This is a genomic window from Novipirellula aureliae, assembly GCF_007860185.1.
GTDB lineage: Bacteria > Planctomycetota > Planctomycetia > Pirellulales > Pirellulaceae > Novipirellula_A > Novipirellula_A aureliae.
The window spans coordinates 278,813-302,058 of sequence record NZ_SJPY01000006.1 but is presented as its reverse complement, the minus strand read 5'-3'; the positions used below and the strand labels follow the sequence as shown (position 1 = coordinate 302,058).

The 23,246-nt window shown below is 52.2% G+C and carries 13 protein-coding genes; all 13 read right to left on the bottom strand.

The genetic code is table 11. The features are described from left to right. Positions 1-548: 548 nt before the first annotated feature. Complete coding sequence (locus Q31b_RS18835) at positions 549-2,936, bottom strand: hypothetical protein (RefSeq protein WP_146601197.1); 2,388 nt, start codon at positions 2,934-2,936, stop codon at positions 549-551. A 67-nt stretch (positions 2,937-3,003) separates the two neighbouring features. Next, positions 3,004-4,521, bottom strand: coding sequence for a glycosyl hydrolase family 28 protein (locus tag Q31b_RS18830; protein WP_197171822.1), 1,518 nt, complete (start codon positions 4,519-4,521; stop codon positions 3,004-3,006). Positions 4,522-4,950: 429 nt separating this feature from the next. Further along, entirely contained in the window at positions 4,951-6,450 is a 1,500-nt protein-coding gene (locus Q31b_RS18825) for a sulfatase family protein (protein WP_197171820.1), read from the bottom strand. Positions 6,451-6,542: 92 nt separating this feature from the next. Then, positions 6,543-8,006, bottom strand: a complete 1,464-nt coding sequence (locus Q31b_RS18820) for a glycoside hydrolase family 28 protein (RefSeq protein ID WP_261343871.1) — start codon at positions 8,004-8,006, stop codon at positions 6,543-6,545. A 23-nt stretch (positions 8,007-8,029) separates the two neighbouring features. Next, on the bottom strand, positions 8,030-9,487 hold the full coding sequence (locus Q31b_RS18815) for a glycoside hydrolase family 30 protein (protein WP_146601193.1): 1,458 nt from the start codon (positions 9,485-9,487) through the stop codon (positions 8,030-8,032). Positions 9,488-9,535: 48 nt separating this feature from the next. Beyond that, positions 9,536-11,050, bottom strand: a complete 1,515-nt coding sequence (locus Q31b_RS18810; protein ID WP_146601192.1) for a sulfatase family protein — start codon at positions 11,048-11,050, stop codon at positions 9,536-9,538. Positions 11,051-11,122: 72 nt separating this feature from the next. Next, entirely contained in the window at positions 11,123-12,034 is a 912-nt protein-coding gene (locus tag Q31b_RS18805; RefSeq protein ID WP_146601191.1) for a sulfatase family protein, read from the bottom strand. Positions 12,035-12,052: 18 nt separating this feature from the next. Next, positions 12,053-13,453, bottom strand: a complete 1,401-nt coding sequence (locus Q31b_RS18800; RefSeq protein WP_146601190.1) for an alpha-L-fucosidase — start codon at positions 13,451-13,453, stop codon at positions 12,053-12,055. A 47-nt stretch (positions 13,454-13,500) separates the two neighbouring features. Continuing rightward, positions 13,501-14,622 (bottom strand): putative glycoside hydrolase, encoded by a 1,122-nt coding sequence (locus Q31b_RS18795; protein WP_197171818.1) that lies wholly within the window; start codon positions 14,620-14,622, stop codon positions 13,501-13,503. A gap of 35 nt (positions 14,623-14,657) precedes the next feature. Further along, positions 14,658-17,969, bottom strand: coding sequence for a glycosyl hydrolase family 28 protein (locus Q31b_RS18790; RefSeq protein WP_146601188.1), 3,312 nt, complete (start codon positions 17,967-17,969; stop codon positions 14,658-14,660). 262 nt (positions 17,970-18,231) lie between these two features. Next, the gene (locus Q31b_RS18785) at positions 18,232-20,553 is read right to left on the bottom strand and encodes a glycosyl hydrolase family 95 catalytic domain-containing protein (RefSeq protein WP_146601187.1); all 2,322 of its coding nucleotides are present in this window, start codon (positions 20,551-20,553) and stop codon (positions 18,232-18,234) included. Positions 20,554-20,555: 2 nt separating this feature from the next. Next, on the bottom strand, positions 20,556-21,005 hold the full coding sequence (locus Q31b_RS18780; protein WP_146601186.1) for a hypothetical protein: 450 nt from the start codon (positions 21,003-21,005) through the stop codon (positions 20,556-20,558). 115 nt (positions 21,006-21,120) lie between these two features. Next, on the bottom strand, positions 21,121-23,208 hold the full coding sequence (locus Q31b_RS18775; protein WP_146601185.1) for a heparinase II/III domain-containing protein: 2,088 nt from the start codon (positions 23,206-23,208) through the stop codon (positions 21,121-21,123). Between the last annotated feature and the right edge of the window lie 38 nt (positions 23,209-23,246).

Sequence of the window (23,246 nt, the reverse complement as noted above, 5' to 3'; positions counted from 1 at the left end):
CGAAATTCTGAATGGGGGTAAGGGGGCGGTCCGCGCGGATCGAGCACCAAAGCACCTACCCCAGCGAATCTCACCCAAATTCTTTCAAACGTTCTCAAATCAGAACGCTCGTGAATAATCCGGGCTAACGCCAAAACGGCTAATACGCAGACTGTTTTTCGAGCAATGAACGTAAACGCTTGAAGGCGTAGACGTTAGCAAAACAATTTGCAAGCCCATGAATCATCCGGGCTAAGGCATTTTGCAAAAAGCCGTTGGCTGCGTGATGAGTGGCCGTGGTTTCCCGCCGCAGCGTTCTTCTCAACTGGGGCTAGAAGCCCCAGCCACGTCAATAATCGAATTGCTCGAGCGCAGGCCACCGTCTGGCGACGGCGGCTTCGCTCGGGTAAACGGAGCTACCTTGGAGTCTCCACCGCGACAGCCCGGATGAAAGATTGGGTGACGTGAAGTCAACTGGTGGGGAGACCGTTGGTCGGGCGTTTGCGAGATTGATGTTTGAGCCACTCGCGGACCCCATTGGTGATGTGATAGCGTCTGCGCGTGACGAGTCATTGGAGATACTTGTTTGACTCCAGCACGTAAACCGGCCCGAGAGTAATGAACTGTACTCTAAGATCCGCGGTTTTTGAACCACGGCCCGCTGAGGTTGTAACGGCATTGCTTCCCTTGTTGACGGTAAAGGATTGAGTCACTGCGGGCAGGCTACGTAGCAGGTTCCAGTTGTTGTCATAAATCTGTGCGGTGCTGCCCCCTTCAAACTTCATGTATTCGTTGGGCTGAACCTCACCCTTGATGGACAACACTCCTCCATCGTTGACCTTGATCAGAGGGTCCTGCAGAGCCGCAGAACCGTGTTCAACGCGTATCACCACCTGCGGCTCCTGTTGTGCATAAGGATTGTGCAGCTCCAGAGTTGTTGGCGACTTGATGTTCTGGAACCGGGGAACCGCTCCCCATTCCTGGTCGATACTGATGAGAGGATCTCTTCCCGAAGTCTGTCCCATCACACGGTGAGGCGTGTAGATATAGTTTCCCTCTTCGTTTTTGCTGAGCACCAGGACGTCTTCACCCGTGTAATGGTTGCCCCGCTTTTGTAAAAAGCCGGCCACGTAATCCGCATCCTCTTCATCAAAGACGGGAGCCAGTTCGACCCAATCCTTAAAAAGCTGAAACGCATAGTCGCTCAATCCATAGTGGTTCATGATCTCCAACGTGAGTATTTTGCCGCTTTGTCCACCACAGAAGGTTGGACGGCGGCTACCGATTCTGACTCCGTCGGACACATCAAAGTGGAGATCAAGGGCACTGGGCGCAAGCTCCGTATGTATGCGGCCGCGTTCATGTAGTCGCGGGGCTATCCGCAGCAGGTGATAAGCCGTTTGCCCGCTGATGGCCTTACCTTTGCTGAATTGTTTTTCAAAGTTAGCCGGGACACTCCCTCCGACGATACTGCCTGTAACCGGTTGATCTAACCTGCTGTAAAGGAAGTCTGAGTAATCACGGAGATACCAGGGGCACTCAGGCATCGTGTGGGTACCGTCAAAGTGTAGATGTCCCACGTTCATCTCGTTGAGAAAGTCTCCGTATGCCGTCAAGACTTCTTCGGCAAGACTATTGGGTTGGCCAAAATCGTCTGCGAAGTGAAAGAAATCGTAGGAGGTGACAGCCCCGATCATCTCCGTCCCGGCTTGGTGAGATTTTGCAGTGCTTCCGGCGTGTCCTCGCTTGCATCCGGTCAATGTCCACAGCTCACCATCGGTCCCACTTATCTTGTTCACTTGGATCATCTCGTTGCCAATGCGCATACACTTCGTAAATTTATCCGATATCTCCCACATATGTCCTGGACCGCGCCGAAAACGAATGGTGGTGGCAGAGGGGTCGATATCCTCCGCCAGCGTGCCGCTGCCCCAACTCAACAAGCGGGGCTCCACATAGGTCGGTGAGAAGTAGCGTTGGTCATTGAGTCCCAACTGAGGCACGAGACTCTTGAGCTGCAGATGGCCACCATGCTTGGCCAAGTATTCACTGTAGGCGATCAGATCCGATTTTCCATTGGGAAAGACTTTTGTGTTAACCCCTTCATTGGACTTGTGCTTCAGCTTGTACTCGCCTCTCCAGACCGACGGGAACATATAAAGACGGTTGGCCCCGCTGGGAATGAAGTATTTGTCCGTCATTTCATAGACTTCTGCCTTGTTCTTCGCGCCCACGCTAACGGTCGCTAATTTTGAAAATTTCGCCGCCCATCGATCCACCCAGGCCAACACATCCGCTGGGGTCCACGACGCCTGCCCCGCCGGACGCACCATGTGGCCTGCATGACTTTGGACGGACCAGATCTCGGCCAGAACGGCATCGCGTTCACTACCGCCCAGGCGATTGTCGTAGAGGACCACGCTGCCGCGCGTCCCATTGGGGCGTGGCCTGCCCCAGAGATAGGGCCATCTTAGTACGGTCTGGTTTCCACTTGCTCCGGTTCTTCCTCGCCCTCTACTTCTTTGATTTCCTGCATTGACCGTCATTAAGTCATTGAGCGTATAGGCGGCCACATCGGTAGCATCGAGTTCCAAACTCAAGCTATAGTTTCGGCCTGTTCCAATACCCTTGGCGTCTAGCAGATGGATGGCCAAGTGATTGGGGTGGGTGTCGATTTGCAAGGTGAATTCTGGCGTGCCATCAGGATGCGACACTTTGATGGTGTTGCCTGATCTGGATATCTGGCTAAGACGTGTATTGGTGACCTCCCTGCCCTGGGAATAGCGTAGATTGAATCCCGTTGAAGCATCCGAGGCCAGGAAATTCTTGCCGCCCAGCACCAGTTTGGAGGGTTGGGCCGAGGCATCAAAGGAGAGTTCTGACGCAGCAAAGGCCGGCCCAGGTAGAGCCAAACACAACACACAAATCATGAAGCTGCATATCTTGTTCGAATTCATTCTTTTTGTTTCACTTGAGGGATGGAGCGTGCGGAAGGGCCGCCAGCAACGGCGGTTTTCGCATCGCTTATTTCACTTCTTCAAAGGAGACCACATCTTCCAGCACAACATCCTGCCTAGCGTCTGCAGGTGCAACCGAATGAGTCACATGATGAAACACCACGTTTTCAGCATGCCGGATGAAATAGCCCCAGGCGGGGAAGTTCCCAAAAACCGTGGTCTCGGGGTAGCGGCCTGGAAATTCCTGTGGCGTGCCAGGCACTGTTTTTAAACCGCCTTTGAAGTCTTTCACGCTTACATTCGTGAGATAGATATTTCTAATGGGATAGACCTCGCCATCTCTTTCCGTTCCCTGAATCGAGCTGCCTTCTTGCCCATAGACATTCCTGACCTCAAAATTGGAGATGTGAATGTCGCGCATCCCGGGTGTATCCGTTGATGCCGCAGCGTCCCGAACAATGAAAAAGGGAGTTTGTACATTATTCATTTTGATACGGTTGAACTTGATGTTCGTGACGTTGCAGCCGCTCATGGCGTACAGGGCCAAACCGCTATGCGTATGGACCATGGCAACGTCTTCAATGATGGAGTTGGTGAAATCTCCCTTGGTGGAGCCTCCATACTTGAATCCCTTCCACTTGGTATAGTTGATGGTCAAATTCTTCACCACCAACTTATCAATCCCCTTGGACGGATCATAGCTCTTGGGGCACATCGCATCGTCCCCGCTTGAAATAACGGAATTGGTAATCGATATGTCGTGACAATCGATAGGGGTGATGCCATCTTTATTTATGTTGAAAAGATTGATGCCATCAATAATGACATGATCGGATTTCTGAGGGACAAAAGCCCAGAAATCACCCTGGATCAGGTCGACGTTGGTGACTCTAACATTTTTCGAATTCGCCCATCCCAATATTGCCGGACGGCGGGTATTGGCCCTGCCAGGAATTCTCTCTGTGGTGTTAAGGTCGATCGTCCCTCCACCGGTGATCGTTAAGTTATCCACTTCGTTTCCGAACAAGAAGTATCTCGTAATGTATTCGCCTTGAAACGACCCTTCGGGATAGGTTTGGATTTTATCATTATCCTTGACGGCTCGTATGACTGCATTTTCAGAAACCCAAAGCGTCACATCTGCTTTCAAGGTAACCGATCCGGTCATATAGATTCCCTCATCGAAAACGACGGAGCCTCCGGAAGGACACGCAGCGATGGCATTGGCAATCGCTTCGGTGTTATCCGTACTGCCATCGCCCACGGCACCATGATCTTTCACATGGATGACAGGCGCAGGCGGTTCACGGATGGCCGTGCTCACAGCTATGTTATCGATGTGGGGGCCACCCTTTTCCGAAGTCGCCGTCAGCTCAACGGTATTGTTGCCGGCATTTAGATCGACCATGACTCGCGCATTCCAATACTTCGCCCAGCCAACGGTTTCAGGGGTGTACTCGGTCGCTTCGGGCCTGGGGACATGCCAGTTCTTTTTGAATTCACCAAAAGGAATGTTCTTGATGAAGACGCCATTGACCTTTAGATCACAGGGGAGTTCGTGTTCGGTGTTGTTGGCATACTTCAAGATTAGCGTATACGTGCCCGCTTTGGGGACCGTGATGCTATCCCAAGTCACAGTCGCCCCTTGCCCTCCCATCTCCAAATAGCCGTTTCCAATGTAGGGGAAATACTCGCTGCTGGCCTTGTTTCCTCCGGTCTGAGTGCTAAAGGTTTCCGCTTCAAAATAGTCCGTCCAAAAGGGATCCGACGCCCAACAAAAAACTGGCAAACTGAGCCAGCCTAGCACGATAACGGATACGATAATTTCTCTTCTCATTTGCTTTCTTTGGTTAGGAGCGTTTTCTCGCGATCGACCGTACAAACGTGAATCGACAACGCTACCGTGAGCGGAACGAATATCGATCTTTTCATTATGAGTCAAACCTGATTGATTCTTACACTAAATTTGTGGGCCATCCGACGACTCCCTCTCTGCCAATACGATCAATCGCATTTACCTGCGTGGCATCTCCGTTGCACTTTTGTCCTGTTTCCACCAATCCGGGCCTTCGTTGAGCACTCCGTTATCGTATTCGACGAGTTCTCGTTTTAGCCGCTCAAACAATGCCGGCTCATGGGCAGACAGATCGGTCGTTTCCCGGGGATCGATCGCCAAATTGTATAATTCAAACTCGCTGCGATCCGATTTTCCAATGATCTTCCAATCGCCCTCGCGCAGAGCGATATTGAACTCTCGGAGATAATTGCGCCAGTAAAGCGGTCTCGGTCGCTGGAATGCCTTGTTTTCCAAAATGGGCACGATCGATGCGGAATCAAGGGTGACATTCTCTGGTAGATCGACGCCTGCTAACTCAAGTAAAGTCGGGAAAACATCGGAACCGATAATCGGCTCATCCGAAATGCCTCCTGGCTTTAGCCCATGTCGTGCGAATCCGGCGGGCCAGGAGATGATTCCCGGAACGCGAATTCCACCTTCGTGGGTATCGCGTTTACGTCCTCGCAATCCACCGGTGCTCCCGCGGTAACGCGGTCCACCAATGTGATTCTCGTTGTTGAAGGAACCAAATTCGTGCGGTCCTTCTGGCCCGTTATCGCTGGTGTACCAAATCAAGGTGTCGTCATAAACGCCTTCCGCTTTCAGGGCTTGTAGAACTTCGCCAACCGCTTCGTCGATTTGCGTCACATTGGCTAAATACTGCTGAAAGCTCGGGTCGTTGACTTGCTTGTATCTTTGTATGAATTTGGGATCACTTTCGATCGGGCCATGCGGTTCATGGAACCAGAGCGTCATAAAGAAGGGTTGATGGGGCGTTCTGTGTTCGCGCAGCCACTTGACGACTTCCGTTGCGACGATTTGGGCAGAAAATCCCTCCATCAATCCCATTGCCTTTCCATTGAGGAAGAAATTGTTTGGGTCTTTGTGACATGGCCGCGCCACATTCCCCGTTGCAAACCAGTAGTCATAACCATAGTCGTCCATGGAAGGCTGATCAGGGGCGTTGCCAAAACCGAAATTCTTGAACCCTTGAGGCTGGGTCCTTTCCTCCAACGGTTCCTCTGAAAAATGGCTTAGGTGCCATTTTCCAAAATGAGCGGTTTGATAGCCGTTGTCTCTCAATAGCTGAGGTAAAGTGATCTCGTCGCTTGCCAAATAACAGTAATGGTCAGCGGGTATCCATCGGAAGACACCATTCCTATAGGGCGTTCTTCCGGTGAGGATCGAAGAGCGAGATGGAGAACAAACCGCAGCGGATGCATAGCAATGGGTAAACTTGATGCCCTCGCCTGCTAAGCGGTCGATGTTGGGGGTTTTCAAAAAAACATGGCCATAAGATTCGAGATCGCCCCAGCCCTGGTCATCCGTCAAAATTTGCAGGAAGTTTGTCTTTTTCGGTTTAAGCTTTGCTGAATCATTGTCGTTCGTTTGTCCTGAACAGGGAAGAATCGTACAAAGCAAGACTGCGGCTGATAAGATATTTACTATCGGTCTCAAAATATGTCTCCTTGTTTTTCCTCTTTTGAAAATCCCCAAGTCCTTTCCTAGACTCGGGGACGATGTTCGTTGCGCTGGATATTCATCACGTTCTATTGGTCAACGAATCCGTCAACATCATCGAGGACAATTCGCTCACGTGCATCCGGAGCACGTGTGCTCATCTTCACGTTTCTGAACTCAATGTTTTTGGCATGGCGGATATAGGCTCCCCAAGCCGGAAGCACTCCGAAGAAATACTGCTCGGGATAGCGGGCAATATCCTCGGGAACCTCGTGCTCGGTATCTTCCAGAGTGCCGCCGCCCGGATAGGAGACCTGAATATTCTCCAGCATCACGTCTTCAATGTAGTGTCCCGGGATACCGGCAATCATGATTGGCCCGGCTTGCGCCTCGATTCGGTAGCCAGGTTCCGGAAAATTCATGGAAACATCGCCTTGGGCCTGAGCCTTTGCAACCCGATCTCTGGCCTCGAACGTCACCGTCGCCACCACGTCACCGATTCGCACCCCTTTCACGGATCCGACCGTAGCCCCTTCCGCTTGGCCACTGCCGGTGTCCGGACCGGTGTGCGTGTTCCCGGCGTATGTCCGCCCGCGATTTCCCAGTCGGATAAAGAGCGGCGAGCCAACATCGTCCATCACGATACGCCTGATATTGATGTTCTCCATCCGTCCTCCATCCACAATCTGGAGTTTGATACCGCCCATGGGGCAATCGTAGAAGTGGCAATTGGAGACATCCACGTCGATATAGCCGCCCGTCGAAGACGTCCCTAACTTCAGGGCAGCCGTGTGACTGCTGACGACGCAGTTGCGTACCACAATGTCCCGACATGGATTTAGGGTGCTTTTCAGACAGATCGCATCATCGCCGGAGAGAATATCGCAGTTTTCGATCAGTACATTCTCGCAGGCATCGAGGTCGATCCCATCGTTGTTCGAGTGGTTGTTGCGGAATCGGATCTTCACGCCCGTAAAATGGACGTCGCGGCAATCCACCAGATGGATCCCCCAAAAAGCGGGGTTTCGATATGTTAGGCCGGAGAAGGTGAGCTTTTCACAGTTCTCGAATCGGATTAATCGCGGCCGATTATCCGCACCATTCAGCCCCGCGTTGATTGGGAAAAACTTCGGCTTGCCGCGACCATTGATGGTTCCCAATCCTTCCAACCGGATGTTGGTTGCATCCTCGGCGTAAAGAAGGCATTCGGAATTCCCTTCACGTGACGGCCGGAGTTTGTCAACAGGATAATCCTTGAGATCCAGACTGCCCAGAATGGCCGCGCCGTGGTCTAACGATAGCGTCACGTTGCTTTTTAACTGCAGCGTACCAGACACATATTCACCGGCAGGCACCCACACGGTTCCACCACCGGCCTGGGTGCAGGCATCGATCGCTGCCTGCAGTGCCTCGGTATCTAGCGTCTTTCCGTCACCAACGGCCCCAAAGGTTTTCACATCAAAAACCTTCGAATCTTCTCGTCCAGATGCAGGTTTGGTTATCTCAGCAGAGATCGCAGGGACCGCCGCAAATTCTCCGACCACAACGGCCATCAGTATTACTAAAGCAGCCCGTTTCATTCCGCACCTGTAAACACAAAGGCACGCAATTGGCGAGCAGGAATTTCAACCGATACGGTGTCACCCACAATATTGATTTCTTTCGTTACCGAAGTCTCGGCATCGTTCTGCACAAAGACAACCAATCGTTCTCCACTGCGTACGGCAATCGCAGGCGTATCGTCCGACGTTTCAACGTTCAGCAGCTGATCACCGGGACGAATATGGCGGCTCAATAGTGCAATGGGAGCAAAGTCGCTGGTATAGGTGATCTCTCCGGATTCTCGGTCAATGATCATCAGACTGTTTTGTTTCCAATCCCAGGCGCTTTTCGACGTTTCATTAAGAACCATGTTCCAGTAGCAATAATTCTCCGTTCCACTGTAGAGCCATTCAGCAACCTCGGCAAAGCGACCGCGAGCCTGGGCCATCGAATTTTTACCATTCTGGCAAGCTCCTTCGGTATGCATCAACGGCATCTCAGGATAGTCAGTGTGCAAGGCCTTCGTAATATTCGCCCTGCAATATTGCAAACCCAGCCCATCGATCGCTTTTCGGCCTTCCAGCTTCATAAATGCGGCTGCATCGTTCCGCGCATTTCCACCCCGTCCGCGAAAAGTCCCAGCCCAGATCTCTGTCTCTAAACCATCCTTTTCAAACTGTGGACGTATATATTTTAGAATCAGTTCCGACATCTCCTCCGGCAACATGTTGCATCCGGGATATGTCGGACTCATGTCGGTCTCGTTTTGAACGAGGAGCCGTTCAACGGTCACACCATGCTTTGCATAGGCCTGCACATATTTGGAAAAATAGAGTGCGTAGGCCTCATAAATTTTGGGATCCGACTTGAGGACGTTCAGGGGATTGTCGACTTTGCCTGGCAGCCTGCCGCCATCCATTTTTCCACTTTCTTTCATCCACCCCGGCGGACTCCAAGGAGAGGCAAAGATGCGCAGGCCCGGATTCTCAGCCTTGGCTGCAAGAATAAAGGGGATCACCGACTTCGTGTCCCGCTCGACTGAGAAATGCTCCATCTCATAATCGTCAGCCGTTTCGCTATAGCTGTATTCGCTCAGTCCGAAATCCGAAGAGCCGACCGCCGTACGGCATACGGTGAGGCCGGCACCCTTTTCCGGGTTGAACAACGCTTCGGCTACAGCCTTTTGGTTCTTCTCCGGAAGGCTCATAAAGGCATCGCCGCCAATTTCATTAAAGGCGCCACCAATACCCGCCAGCTTGGGGTGAACCACCTCATCCAGTTTAACCGTAACCACGGCGCCAGGCTTTTCCGTCGAGGCCGTGAACGGGCTGGTCTGAACGGGTTGGGAGCTCACGGTTGCACCATCGGATAGATCAACGGAATGCTGTTCTGTCGGCTGATACGATGCAGCGGAAACGGAAAGGGCGTTTAGGCAGAAAAAGCTACCGACGATAACACCCTTACATACTGACCCAAATCTTAAGTTACTCATTGTTTTCTTTCCTGTTTATCAAAATAAATTTTGGTTCAATGCGTGAATTCAGTTTGACCTATACAACGGCATGTCTTTCAAACCTCGTTCCTTCTTCCACCAATCAGGACCTTCGTTGAGCACTTCATTGTCATATTCAATCAGTGCTTTTTTCAATCGTTCAAACCGTGCAGGTTCATGGGCAGAGAGATCGGTGGTTTCTCTGGGATCGATCGCCAAGTTGTATAATTCAAAACCGGTTTGATCTGATTTCGCCAGGATTTTCCAGTCGCCCTCGCGTAATGCAATACGAAATTCATGGCTGGTATTCCTCCAGTAGAGAGGCTGTTTGCGCTGGAACTTTTTGTTTTCCAGGATTGGCACAATGGAGGTGGCGTCCAAGGTGACATTTTCCGGCAGCTCAATGCCTGCGATCTCAAGCAAAGTTGGGAACACATCGGAACCGATAATGGGTTCATCCGAAATACCGCCCGGCTGTACTCCGCTCCGCTTAAATCCGGCAGGCCAGGAGATGATTCCCGGCACACGGATGCCGCCTTCATGGGTATGTCGTTTGCGCCCACGCAACCCGCCCGTGCTACCGCGATATCGGTCACGCCACAGGTTATTCTTCTTACTAGGCGATCCGTATTCGGTATCCCCTTCCGGCCCGTTATCGCTCGTGTACCAAACCAACGTGTCATCGTAAACGCCTTCGTCCTTCAGAGCCTGAACGATCTCTCCTACCGCCTCATCGATTTGTGTGACACTGGCAAAGTATTGCTTTAGGTTTGGGTCTTCCACGTCATCGTTGTATCGCTCCATCAATCGGGGATCACTCTCAATCGGCCCGTGAGGCTCATGAAACCAGAGGGTGATGAAAAAGGGTTTGCTGTCTTCTCGATGGTCACGCAACCACTCAATGAGCTCTTTAGCGACGATTTGAGCAGAGTAACCTTCCATCAAGCCCATTGGTTTTCCATTGAGGAAAAAGTTTTCCGGATCTTTATGACATGGCCGCGCCACATTTCCCGTTGCTAGCCAGTAGTCGTAGCCATAGTCGTCCATGGTGGGTTGCATCGGATCGGTGCTGAAGCCATAGTTCTTGAATCGTTGCGGCCACTCGTTTTCGACTTCGATCCTTTCCTCGGTGAAATGGCTGAGATGCCATTTTCCAAAATGAGCCGTTTGGTAACCATGCTTTCTTAAGAGTTGCGGCAGCGTGACTTCATCGCTTTGGAGATAACAGAAATGGTCCGCGGGTATGAACCGATAAACACCGTTTCTAAAGGGTGTTCTTCCCGTCAGGATCGATGCACGTGAAGGAGAGCACACCGCAGCCGATGAATAGCATTGGACAAATTTGAGTCCTTCCTCTGCGAGTCGGTCAATGTTGGGCGTTTTGATAAAGACGTGACCAAAAGAACCAAGATCACCCCAGCCCTGGTCATCGGTCAGGATTTGTAGAAAATTAGTCTTTGCCTTTCCCTGAATTGGTGCTCCCGACACTTTCTCGGCGGTGCACGAAAATGTGCAGCAGAGCAAAACAGCGATCCATTGCCCGTTGTTTATCCTTTTCATCATAAGTTATCTCAATCCAATTTGTGGTGCCGATTCTTTATTCTGGTAAGCTGCTCTTCCATTGATCCCACATCGCTAGCAGCCTGCTAACTCGTTCAGGGTGCTGTTGGGCGAGGGACCGTTGTCGCTACTGAACATGACCAGTGTATTTTCCTCGATGCCCATTTGATTGAGTGCTTTCATCAATCGTCCGATGTGATGGTCGGCATCGGTAATGACGGCGTAATACTTTTCCTTGTCCGCATCCAGATGCTTATAGGGTTCCTTTTGTTCTTCGCTGGGCCAGATCGGACCGTGTGGGTCCTTTAGCCAGAGATTGACAAACACGGGTCCCTTGTCTCGATTCCTCTCGATGAAATCGATGGTTGCATCGACAGCAAGCCGACTTGAGTTTTGCACCCACACTCGGTCATCATCCATGTATCGGGTCGTCGGCCATAACTGATCGCCATTCCAAGTCGGACCATTGCCGTTCCAGACCCGGGGCTCATCATATCCGTACTCCTTGAGTTCCGGAGCGGGTTCCGGAGCAGACAGATCACCGTGCGGTAGTCCTCCCCCACCCAGATGCCATTTGCCAAAATGGCCCGTCTTATAGCCTGCTTCCCGCATGAGTCGTGGCAAGTATACGGGCAACGTTTCATCGAGCCAGTTAGGCATGCCTCGACGGGCATTCGGTACGTTACCGGCAAAGTGCCCGTGTACCCGATGCCGTGCCGGGAAATGTCCGGTGATCACCGAAGTTCTGCTTGGCGAGCATACGCCGCTCGTGACATGGAACTGGGTGTACTTGGTGCCTTGCGAAGCAAGCTTATCCAGGTTGGGTGTTGCCAGTTCGGTATGTCCATAGCAACCCAAGTCTCCATAACCCCAGTCATCCCCAAAGATGAATAGGACATTGGGTTGGTTCGCCCCCTGTTGGGCCGTACAAACGGTGGCCGACACGATGAGCAATAGTACTGAAATGATCGTTGGTGAAAATTTCATAATGGGTCTTCTGTTTGTTTAGCGGACGCTACCGACGATCGTTCCGGGCGAGAGCGTTTGGTCAAGCGTCAATTCAATAACGGTAACGGGGGTCTCGCGATCGCTTGACGCCACATTAACTGCCAATTCCTTATCACTCTGTGAGAAGGTGACTTTCCCGTCGGTTAGAGTGCGAGCCGAGAGGACCTTGGCAGGCAGTGCATCCAACACCAAGCCATCCGCTGGCCACTCCAATACATGCAGGTAGAGTTTGTCGCCCTTGTGGCAGGATCCGCCCCAAGTTCCGTTGCGATAAGGCCCCCCCCGAGTGCCGTAGATGGCATCGCCATAAGTCTTCAGCCACTGGCCCATCGCCATCGCAACCTGGGTCTCCGCATCGGTAAACGTCCCGTCCGGACGGGGGCCAAAGTTCAACAGCAGGTTACCACCTCCGGTGGTGCAACTCACCAGCATTTGAATGCACTCTTCCGGCGTTTTGAATCCTCCCTCACCGCGATAGGACCAGCCCTTGCCGACATGAATGCAGGACTCCCAATCCTTGGCAATGTCCATTTTTCCAATTCGTCCCTCCGGTGTATAGAAATCACCCTTGGTCATGGTCTCGATTTCAGCCGTGGGCGGACCCTTGTCCTCTGGGGTTCTGGGACCACAAAATTTTGCCCCGCGATCGTTGATGATTAAATCGGGATTGCGCTCATACATCATCGCGAAGAGTTCATCGAACTTCCACTTGCTCCAATCCCTGCCACCGACATGATCAAACCAGATCACATCCACGTCACCGTAGTTCGTCAGCAGTTCCTCCACTTGGCCACGGTAGAAGGTATCATATTCCACGTTGTCACCGACCAAGTAGTCAGAGTGATACCAATCACGTGTGGAATAATAGAGTCCTACCTTCATCCCGACCTTATGACAGGCATCGGTCAACTCTTTGACGATATCCCTCTGAAAGGGTGTGTTCGCGATCGAGTGGTCAGACAGTTTGGTGTGATAATTGGAAAAGCCATCATGGTGTTTCGCCGTGAACACGATGTACTGCATCCCCGCATCACGAGCGGTCTGCACCCACTGATCCGCATCAAACTTCACCGGGTTAAAATACTTGTACAAACTGTCGTACAGATCCCCAGGGATGTAGAAATCATGTCCGTAGCGTTCGACTTGCTCGGAAGGCTTGGCCCCATTCCGGATATCCATGGTACGTTCGGCATCCCGTCCCCAACTGATTTCCGTCTGCGTAATACTGCAGGGACCCCAGTGAACAAAAAGACCAAACTTGGCATCACGGAACCACTCCATGCGTTTGTCACGCTCGTCTTGGGTTTCATTGATTTGCGGTACATGAGACAGGTTGTCCACGGCCCAGCAACCCATTGGAAACAGTAAAACAAACGCCAAGTTAAAAACGATCTTCATCTTTGTTGTCCTTGCAATTTGAAGTTTCTATTGGTTCGCATTTTGGTTTATTCGTTTAAAGCATCTTTTGGCTGCGTTAAAGCTTTATCCACGGGTTTCCAAGTAATGGACGACGTCTTTGCTTCCAAGTCTACATTGACGCTACAGTGTTCAAATTCCCGATGATAAACGTAGCCGTCTCGAGTGGCCTTGCCCAGCGGTTTTCCGATCTCTCGATCGAAATCTTCGGACCAGTAAATGAGCGAGTCGTCTGCGGCATAGGAGTTCCTGCGACCACCCCAACTGTAGAAAGAGTAGTCGTTGGCGATGATTAGGTAGCAGGCGAGTGTAAAGTCGTGGGTAGAGCCAAAGGGGCTGTCACCGGCTCCGCGACAAAGAATGTATTTGTCGGATGGAATGGCTAACAGTTCCTCCATCAGCTTCACGCCTTCATCCGCGGTCTCGACACTGGAACGAAAAAAAGCTTCGCAAAAAACGCCGTCCGCATGAGCGAGCGTGCTGGCCCCGGCGGCGCATCGGGTGGGGGTTTGGACTCGGTAGCCATTGTAGATGGCGAAACTGGATAGTCGATCCAGGCAGGCCTCTACACTTTCCAATTGGCCGCGCGCGTTGGCTCCAGGAGCGCCGTCGCCGAAAACCCCGTTCAATGCACTCTCTTTGACCACTTGGTCAGCCGTATCCGCCCACCAGTTGCGGGCGGTTTCATTGGGATAGGTCCAGCGGACGGTTCCTTTGCGAACCTCCTCTACCCAGTCCGGGTGTTGTGCAACCATATCCCGAATGGTGGTATAGAATTGGCTATAGGCTGTGTTGGTACTCCAGTAGAAAAGTACGCGCATGTCCGGGTTGTTCTGCACGAGTTTCTTTGCGGTTTCCGCGGCAGCTTTTTCAGTACTCGTTGCGCCGTAAATATCCTTTGCATGCCGCTTTTCAATCGTGAAAATATGGAAATTGTCCCGGATGAACGCGTATTGTTCCGGCGTATAGTCGCCATTCCGGAAAGCGTGGCCGAAAAGACGCACTTTGGACCAGTCGCCCGGCCCCGCAGGTTCCGCGTGGAGAGTTCCGGGGATCAGGATTGCCAAAACCACCGCGACCTGCAAAAGCCGTTTGCCTTTGTGCGTTGGGGTTATGAACTCTGATTGATTTTTAAAGTGGAGCCGATTCATTAGTAAACCTTTCATGAAATAGCAGGGGAAAACTTTCAGTTGATTTCATTGAATGAAATTACATCATCCAATACGATTTTCTGGCGCGCGTCCTCGCCGCGGAGCGTTAACTCGACGTTGTTGAACTCGACATTTTTGGCATGACGGATATAGGCACCCCAAGCCGGTAGCACTCCAAAGAAAAATTGCTCCGGATAGCGATCTTCATCCTCTGGTACAACTCGCTTCGCTTCTTCTTCGCTACCATAACCCGGATAGGAGATTTTAATATTCTCGAGGACAACGTCCTCAATCATGTGGCCAGGAATGCCTGTGATCATGATGGGACCGGCCTTGCTCTTCTCTCTGTCGGTCAGGTCGGAGATCGCTTTCGTCTTGTTTTCCATGGTCACTTCCGCCACCACGTCGCTGATGCGGATATTCTTCACCGACCCCACCTCTGCCCTAACGCGTTCGTCACCTTTAGGAGATTTGTCGTACGTGCGGCCTCGACTGCCCAAGCGAATGAAAATTGGATTGCCCACATCCTCCATAACGATTCGGGAGATGGCTACATTCTCTAGGCGTCCGCCATCGACCAATTCGAGTTTAATGGCCCCCGAGGGACTGTCGTAAAAGTAACAGTTGGTGACACGGACATCGATGAACCCACCATATGAAGAGGCGCCAAATTTCAGAGGAGCGGTACCACTCGATACCTTACAGTTTCTGACGACAATGTTTCTACAAGGGTTGAGTGAACTCTTTAGGCAAATGGCATCATCCCCAGAATTGATGTCACAATTTTCAACCAATACGTTTTCGCAGCCATCCATATCGATGCCATCATTACCGCGATTGTTCTCTCTGGAGAAGATCGTGACCGCATCAAAATGAACATTTCGACAGTCGACTAAGTGAAGTCCCCAAAACGCTGATCTTCGATAGGTAACACCGGAAAACTTAAGATGATCACAGTTTTCCATCCGCATCAGTCGAGGACTTGGTCCTTTCCCCCAGGGAAACGCTTCTCGCGTTCCCCGGCCGTCTATGACCCCAAGCCCCTCTATCGTTATGTGAGTAGCATCTTCGGCATAGATAAGACACTGAGCCCATCCTTCTCTGGGTTTCGTAAGATCGGTGGCGTAGTCCGCAAAATCCTGACTGCCCAGCAAGCTCGCTCCATGATCGAGGGTGAGAGTGATGTTGCTTTTCAATCTGATCGTGCCGATCACGTATTCGCCTGTAGGAACCCAAACCACTCCCCCTCCTGCAGCATGACAGGCATCAATGGCCTTCTGAACCGATTCCGTACTCACGGCAACCCCATCACCAATGGCACCGTAGGTTTTAATGTTAAAAACGCTCTCCTCTTTAACCCTCCGCAAGTTGCTGAATTCATCATCCTCCTTCCGCAACGCGTCTACAGAGTGTGACGCGTTGCCATCGTTTGATTTCACGGCTTCATGATCCTGTAAATGATCCGCGTCATCGCTGGAGGTTACGCCTGCGACTAACTCGGCATCCTTCTTTCGATACGCATGCACATGAGGCACGTACTCGCCCCCGACCCAACGGAAGTTGCGAAAGATCACCTTCGTGTCCTGCCACTTTCTGTTCTGCGGTGACAGTTCCAGTCCCCCCACCTCATTGATCGTGTCACCAAGCGACGCGCCGCCTTTGTCATTCTGAAAGCGGGACGACGGCAAGGTCACCGTCTGCCATCCACGATCCGCATCCAAGTCAACCTTGCAAGAATAGGTCTGAAAGTCAGCCACCCAATAGTTCTTGTGCAACTTCACGGCAAATTCCTCGCCGGTCTCTGTTTTGATATCGAACTGCAGCGAAGCCCCTTTGGGGGCGCGAAACTCAGGATCACTGGGCGCGTAGGTAAAAGGGTTCACGCGATCGGCAGAAAATCCAGGCTTGCCTTCTGGCCCCACCGCCGCCATGAGCCGCTTATCGATTCGTCCGGGAATTGGATCGGTGCCGGTCGAGTTTCGCGTCCAGCTTCCTACCCCCTCCTGACCGTCGTAGAAAACACGGGAGGGCTCCTTAATCGTTGCCGCCGCACCCATGGTTGATGGGATCACGGCTTCCAGCGGACTCGAAATGACGACGCCCGATTTATAAAAGATATTCGCAAATGCAAACAGATATTCGGCCGCGTTCATCACGGGGGTCGTTGCGATATACCGGCCTCCGGACTCACGCACCGTTGCATTACGCCAGTGCCGATTAACGGCGAAGGGCGTTTCAAGTCCGTAGAACACCTCTACCTTCACCACATCCTGCTTATTCGCCGGATTCACCGTAAACTGAGGAACCGCATTTTGCCCCAATGTCATGGCCGTTTCCGGATTGTCCGGCCAGACGCCCTCACCCTTTAGGTGCACATCAAACCAGGCAGGCAGGTCATGGACAAAATCCAAACCGATATGATGGCGTAAACGCGGCGTCAGTGCCCACGCCCTGGGCACGCCTGCCGGAATCAAATCCAATGTTTGCTCCGCACGATCCATATAGCCGTGACGGTCGTTGGTGGAGCTCAAAAACAACATGGGAAACTTCACATAGGGAGCCGACGCCTCCGGAGCCAGCGACGCACGCCAGCGCAGATCATTTGCACTGGGCTGATGTTCCGGCATCCCGACCGAATATCTTGTATCTTCATAGGTATAAGTATTCCACCCGGTGCCATAGATCGCGCAACCCGCCTCAATGCGCGAGTCAAAGGCAATATTCCACATCATCGAGCCGCCCATGGAGATGCCGTAGGCCCCGATCTTGTCCGGATTCACCTCCGGCTGTCGCTCCAGATAGGTCACCGCCCGCATCGAAGCCTGCGTCCACAGATAGTAGGAGTCGCTCCGTGGGGTGGGGAGGGTCACCTCGCGTCGTGTTCGGTTCTTATGGTCACCATTCTCGACCCCATTCCATAACGTATAGCGTTGCCGGTTTGGCCACTCACCGCCCCAGTTAAATGTCATCACTGCATACCCGCGACTGGTCAGCGTTTTGAGCCAGCTTTCATTAACCGTCTGCCCACCTCCGTGGAGGTGAACCAAAGCGGGCAGGTTTTTGCCGCCGATGGGGGCCGCATACATCCCGTAAATCCGCACATACTCGCCGTCAAACTGCTCGCCGTTAAAATAAACCTCTTTATAGCGAACCCCGTCTTGCTCCCAGGTCTTCAGGACCTCCTCATCAAGCGGCTCCGCGCGAGGATCATAGCCCTCCCAGATCTCGGGCGGCGACATCGTCTCCACCGTATCCGTCTGTGCCCCTGATAAAGAGGCTGCCCCTACGAACAACCCAGCCATCACGGCAACAAATGGCTTCACCATTGCTATCTTGACTTTCATCATTAACGCTCAATTTCAACTTGACTTAATTACGTCGATTCGAAAACACATCACCTACGAGCTTGGCCGGAAAAAATTGCTGCTAGTCCTCTCGCAGTCCGCTAGTGATTCACAAATCCTTCGACAGCATCCGCAACAACGATCTTCTGACTCGCATCTTCGCACGCTCTCCATCTGAGAAATCTTCCGATTGATCGCGATCCTGAAGGGTTACCTTTCTCACAACATCGATAGTATTTCTCGTGAACATCTACCGAACCTTCAATCAGCCTTCTCGGTTATATCGCTCGTTCAAGCCAAAAGTATTGCTGTCTTCCGGCTCGGCCTTGACCGGGCTGACGGATGCGCTCACCTCTCCGTCCGCAAAGAAGGTCACCTGATCTCCTTTCTTCATGTCAATTTTGAACAGGCCCTCTTCCACCTGTTGAACGGCTGATTCGGGAATGCCTTCAACACGCTTGAGTTGGATATCGGTCTGCAGCAGACACGGCTCACCTGCCTTACTCTTGATACAGACAAACGCGGTTTTGCCGTTCGCACGCTTCGCGCTGACCTCAAAGCCGCCGGCTGCCAAGAGTCCGGCAAAGCTGACGTTCTTCCATGACGCGGGAACCGCCGGGAACACCAGGGTTTTATCTCCTCTGCTTTGCAACAGCATCAGCTGCATCGAATCGCAGAGCGAAAGCGGCGTTTCCGTGACCGGCTGAATGCGCCCGGTTTCCGTGTACATGGTCGTACACCAGATCTTCCCTGGGCTCTGCGGGAACAGCTCCTGCATTCGCATAAATATATCCAGATACCGCGCCGCTTCTTCGCCGTTCTCCATCAATGCATACATCGCTGCCGCACCGCTGAACGAATAGCCCGCATTGCCAGTGCCAGGATAATTGATCCAGTGGTCTACCGATTTTTTGATCAGCTCACGATTCTCGGGCTGATCCCAGCTTACCTCGATCAACGGATAGATCATCATCAGGTGCGAGTAATGGCGATGGGATTTCGCGAAGGGATAACCCTTGGCGATCATAAATCCGGTTTCATCGACTGGATAATCCACTAGACGTTCAAGGACATCCTTCCACGTTGGTAACAGCGGATCATTGATGCCATATCGCTCATCGATGTATACGAGCGTTTTACAGCCCCAACGGAATAGTGCCAGATTGAAATTGCAGTCCTCACCGTTGCCATATTCGGGATTTTTCGTGTTGGGCAGATGAATCTTTCCATCGTTCCCCTCTTTCATCAAATAGAGATAGGTATTGACGGTCGCCTTCAGCAAGGGGAAGAACTTTTCGGTGCTGCGCTGAGCATCCATGGTGCGTTGGAGCATGAGCCAGTAATCATGGCAGGTCCACAGCAGCTCACCGGTATATCCGCCGCCAACTCGGCCAACTGGGCTGATAAAGGTCTGCGGCGTAATCGCACTAATTCCAGCGCACTTGCCTTCGCACTCTGGCGGCATATTTTTGATCAGCTGGGGAAGCTTTTCATCGAGTTTGCTAAAGAGGCTCTCCGCCACTTCCAGCCGATTGGCGGTTGAGAGGAACCAGTAGGACAGCTGTGTATTCAGATTGAACCAGCCATTTGCCCAAGCCGTATTTTCTACCATCCAGGGACCCATGGTATCCATGAACGCCCGCCCTTTGCGCGCGCCAGAGCCAAACTTGTAAACCTGGATCCAGTAAAAGCTTTCCATGCGAGTATCATCAATGCTGATGAAACTCTGCGGATAATACTCGTGCCACCATTTCCGATGCCTGGCAACAAACTGATCAAGCGGCTCATTTTCAATGGCCTTCAGATGGGCGACCGCATCGGCCGTAGCCGTAGCCTCTGGGTAGCTGTGTTCAATGGAAATGAACAGCTCTTTGCGACCCTTCGACCGCTCTTTAACGATCCATGCCGTTCCGTTCTCCCCGCCGCAGGTCAGCGGTTGTTTGGAAACGGAAAATCCGTCCAGCTTGGTTAGCGTTGGGTCGGGGTTGTATTTATACGGTGATTGCGCCCACCCAAGTCGGCTGCTCGGCGCTCGATTGCCCTGTTCCTTGATGGCAAGCTCCGCCTGCAGACGCGCCGGCGAGATGGCTTTGAGAGGAACAAAATCCAGCTGGAATGCCTTCTCACCATCAGACGGCTCAAGATCATAGAAGATCACCATCTCATTGCTGTGAACCAGCCCACGAATGTCAATGGTTCCCAGCTCCGTTTTTACCTGCACTCGGGTTTCCGCATGATAAAGATCCAGTCGGCCTGCAAACCCCGTCATTTTACCGACGGTTTTCAGCGTAAAATATCCGTTCGGCAAGCGGGAGTTTTTAATGAAGGCCGTTCCTTGCGGCTGATGCTCTTCCATATCCGCGCGACCGAGACTAATTCGCAGCGTATGATCATCCATCTGATGAATCATTGAGCCAAGCATGCCGTTGCCGAGAAACGGGCCGTCATGCCAAGCGGTTGGAAGCTCCGTCCAGACCAGGTCATGACGAGCTAAAAAGCGTTCCCAGTTCACATCCATTTCTACAGCTTCCGCGCTTTGGAAAATAGCGGAAGTCAAAATGAATGCGAAACCAATTAGTATTCTCATCGTTACTGTTTGTTTCTTGAGGATGGAAATTGTTCTGTCTTTACGTTCGATGTTTCCTCTTCGTATGGAACCAATACCAAACGCAGCTCTTGATTTTCTTGCAGTTGCACCGGAGCTTCGAGCCGAACCACCGCGTTGTTTTCAATCATATCGACTGCCGCAGCCAATGGCTTTCCATCGCAGGTAACCACCACCTTTCGCATATCCACTTTGCCAGGATCTAGCGTTGTTTGCCCGACGACAAGGCTCCCCCATTTCGGCTCGAGTTTGGCCTGCATTTGTTTGTCACGGATGGACTGGCTGAAAGTCCCCCATCCTTCCGCAACTGTGAACGGTGCGCGAAAATTCCTAGGAGAAATCCGTGGAGCAAAGGCGATCTCACCCACATCCGCATAAACCGTTATTGAAACGGCCAGCAGGCCGAACAGGAATCCGTGTCGTTTCACCATCATTGCTCAACTAAACTTTCGTATGAAAATCTGAAGCCGGCCAGAATCCTGCACAGCGAAAAAATATTGTTTTCTGTCCACTGCGCAGCTCAACGCATCAGAGTACTTGTTTAGAACATCAGTTGTCCTGGAGTCCTTCTTGCTGGGCCAGCACCAAGCCGTCATCGCTGTGCTGATAGTGATACGTGTGTGTCTGGCCCTTGGCGGCGAATGAAAGCGTCAGTCCACCCTCATCGTCAACGGATCGTTTCACCGATTCGGCCACGGCGCGTGCTTCGTTTGCATCCTCCACCGGCAGCACAATCGTCGAGATCGTGGTTTCGGTTCCCGATGCGTTGAGCTCCGTATCAACATAAGGGATAAGACGTAACCTGGCATTTTTCTGCTCCGCTCGAAAGGAGTGACGATCGGGGGCGTACTGGATTGGGGTGCTTGCTACTGTGATCACCGCCATGTTGCCGCGTCGACCTTTAAGAAGAAGATAGGAATGGTCGTCGGGAATTTCGACGTCGCCGATCGGATGAATGCGGCTTTCGATTTTTGCATCCGCGACGCTCTCGATCTCATCGAGCACGACCGTCACCTCTGGCTTGTCGAGAATAAAGTGTCGACGCCATTTCTTGAGTTCTTGCTTTGGATAGGCATTGGTGCCATCCATCAACATGTATTCCCGCTCATCCCCATATCGATACTCCAGCACATCGCCGCCAATGCTTTCATCCATTGGTTTGCCACGCCATTTGCCGGGGATCTGCTTTTCGCCGTTAACGAAGATGACATTCTGGCCTTGGCTGCCCGCTTGCGGATAGGTCCATCGGACATCATCGAAACATTTTTCATCGTAGGGAATGTTGCCAATTCCTCTAATGTAAATTTCACCTCGGTAGTTGACACCCCAGTCACCGCAGTCCAGGTGTCCGTGATGCGGATCGGTATGCCGTCCGGCCTTACAGTACAGTGTCACCGTTTCCGTATCGGTAAAGCTCGAACGCATCACCACGTAATCGATCGTCCGGAAGTGGCGTGACTTCATCTCGGGTAGTGCCGGTTCCACCGTGGTAACCGGAAAGATGATATCCCAGAGACTGTTCCGATCGCTGGCGCAAATGTTCTTTGCATACCAGGCGGCCTCCGCAGAACCCGTTTCCTCCGCAAGCACATTAAACACGGCGCTTTTACGAATGACCTGGCTTCCGGTATCACCAAAATCTACTTTCTGATTCGGCGGCAGCAGCGTCCACAGCAGAAAGCTCACCGGGTGTTCATTGATCTTAGGATGGTTCAGTAGCGTGTACTCGCCGCTGGTCATCCGCTTGAGCGGCATTCCATACTTCACCGCCCATTCATAAATGTCTCGCGAGTATCCCGTTCCCTCCTGCCAACCACCATCGATGCCGATCTCGTCAAAGCATCTCCAGACTCGGTTGTAGGACTCGGCCACCACATCGATCAGTTGCGGATCCTCGGTCAGCAACGCCATGGAGGCCAATCCGGCTCCACTCGAGCAGTGGGCCACCCAGTTACATCGATAGGCATGAGCCCACCAATGATAGTCCCAGTTCCCTCGAACCCGTAAGATCGCCTTTTCGAGAAGAGCGCCACGGATCCGGTCTCGTTGTCGCACATTCATCCAATCATAGATCCAATCGTAGACCAAGCTCATCGCGTGAGCGGTATGGGCCGTGTAGAGATCGTAGTTGAACACCACCTGGTCGTCGGGGACATTCCAAGGCATGACACGGCTGTAGATGATCGGGAACTGGTGGGCACGATCCTCCCAATGCGTAACATCACACACGACATCGGCAAACTCGAAAGACTTTTCGGCGTACTTCGCCTCTCCCGTCATCTGATAGAGAAACGCTAGGGTTAGCGCACTATCCCAGTTGCGATCAATATACTTATGGTAGCTCCAGTCGCCGGTGTAGCGGGGGTTCTTGTCCTCTCGGGGAGCCGTTGTCTCGACTTCCGTTGTCAGAAGCTTTTGGCCTTTCGCCAGAAGCCGGGTGTAGATGGATTTGCACACCTCATCGTCCCTGGTCCGCGCTTGTAAATCAGGTATGTCTTCCGCGGAAAAATAGAGATAGGGGTGATCCAGCTTCTCAGGAATCGCCCGACTCATCTCGTCCGGCGTGACAGCCGGACACGACGTGACAACACACATCATCGCAGCAACAGCAGCCAATGCATTCAATCGCTGGAACATAAAACACCTCTTGATAAGTTGCACTAAATTCAATTAAA

Excerpts from the sequence above, each read along its gene's own strand:
- Q31b_RS18800 (WP_146601190.1), bottom strand. The coding sequence starts at position 13,453 with ATGAAGATCGTTTTTAACTTGGCGTTTGTTTTACTGTTTCCAATGGGT.
- Q31b_RS18835 (WP_146601197.1), bottom strand. The coding sequence starts at position 2,936 with ATGAATTCGAACAAGATATGCAGCTTCATGATTTGTGTGTTGTGTTTG.
- Q31b_RS18815 (WP_146601193.1), bottom strand. The coding sequence starts at position 9,487 with ATGAGTAACTTAAGATTTGGGTCAGTATGTAAGGGTGTTATCGTCGGT.
- Q31b_RS18805 (WP_146601191.1), bottom strand. The coding sequence starts at position 12,034 with ATGAAATTTTCACCAACGATCATTTCAGTACTATTGCTCATCGTGTCG.
- Q31b_RS18810 (WP_146601192.1), bottom strand. The coding sequence starts at position 11,050 with ATGATGAAAAGGATAAACAACGGGCAATGGATCGCTGTTTTGCTCTGC.
- Q31b_RS18790 (WP_146601188.1), bottom strand. The coding sequence starts at position 17,969 with ATGATGAAAGTCAAGATAGCAATGGTGAAGCCATTTGTTGCCGTGATG.
- Q31b_RS18820 (WP_261343871.1), bottom strand. The coding sequence starts at position 8,006 with ATGGCCGTTGTGGTCGGAGAATTTGCGGCGGTCCCTGCGATCTCTGCT.
- Q31b_RS18775 (WP_146601185.1), bottom strand. The coding sequence starts at position 23,208 with ATGTTCCAGCGATTGAATGCATTGGCTGCTGTTGCTGCGATGATGTGT.
- Q31b_RS18780 (WP_146601186.1), bottom strand. The coding sequence starts at position 21,005 with ATGATGGTGAAACGACACGGATTCCTGTTCGGCCTGCTGGCCGTTTCA.
- Q31b_RS18795 (WP_197171818.1), bottom strand. The coding sequence starts at position 14,622 with ATGAATCGGCTCCACTTTAAAAATCAATCAGAGTTCATAACCCCAACG.
- Q31b_RS18785 (WP_146601187.1), bottom strand. The coding sequence starts at position 20,553 with ATGAGAATACTAATTGGTTTCGCATTCATTTTGACTTCCGCTATTTTC.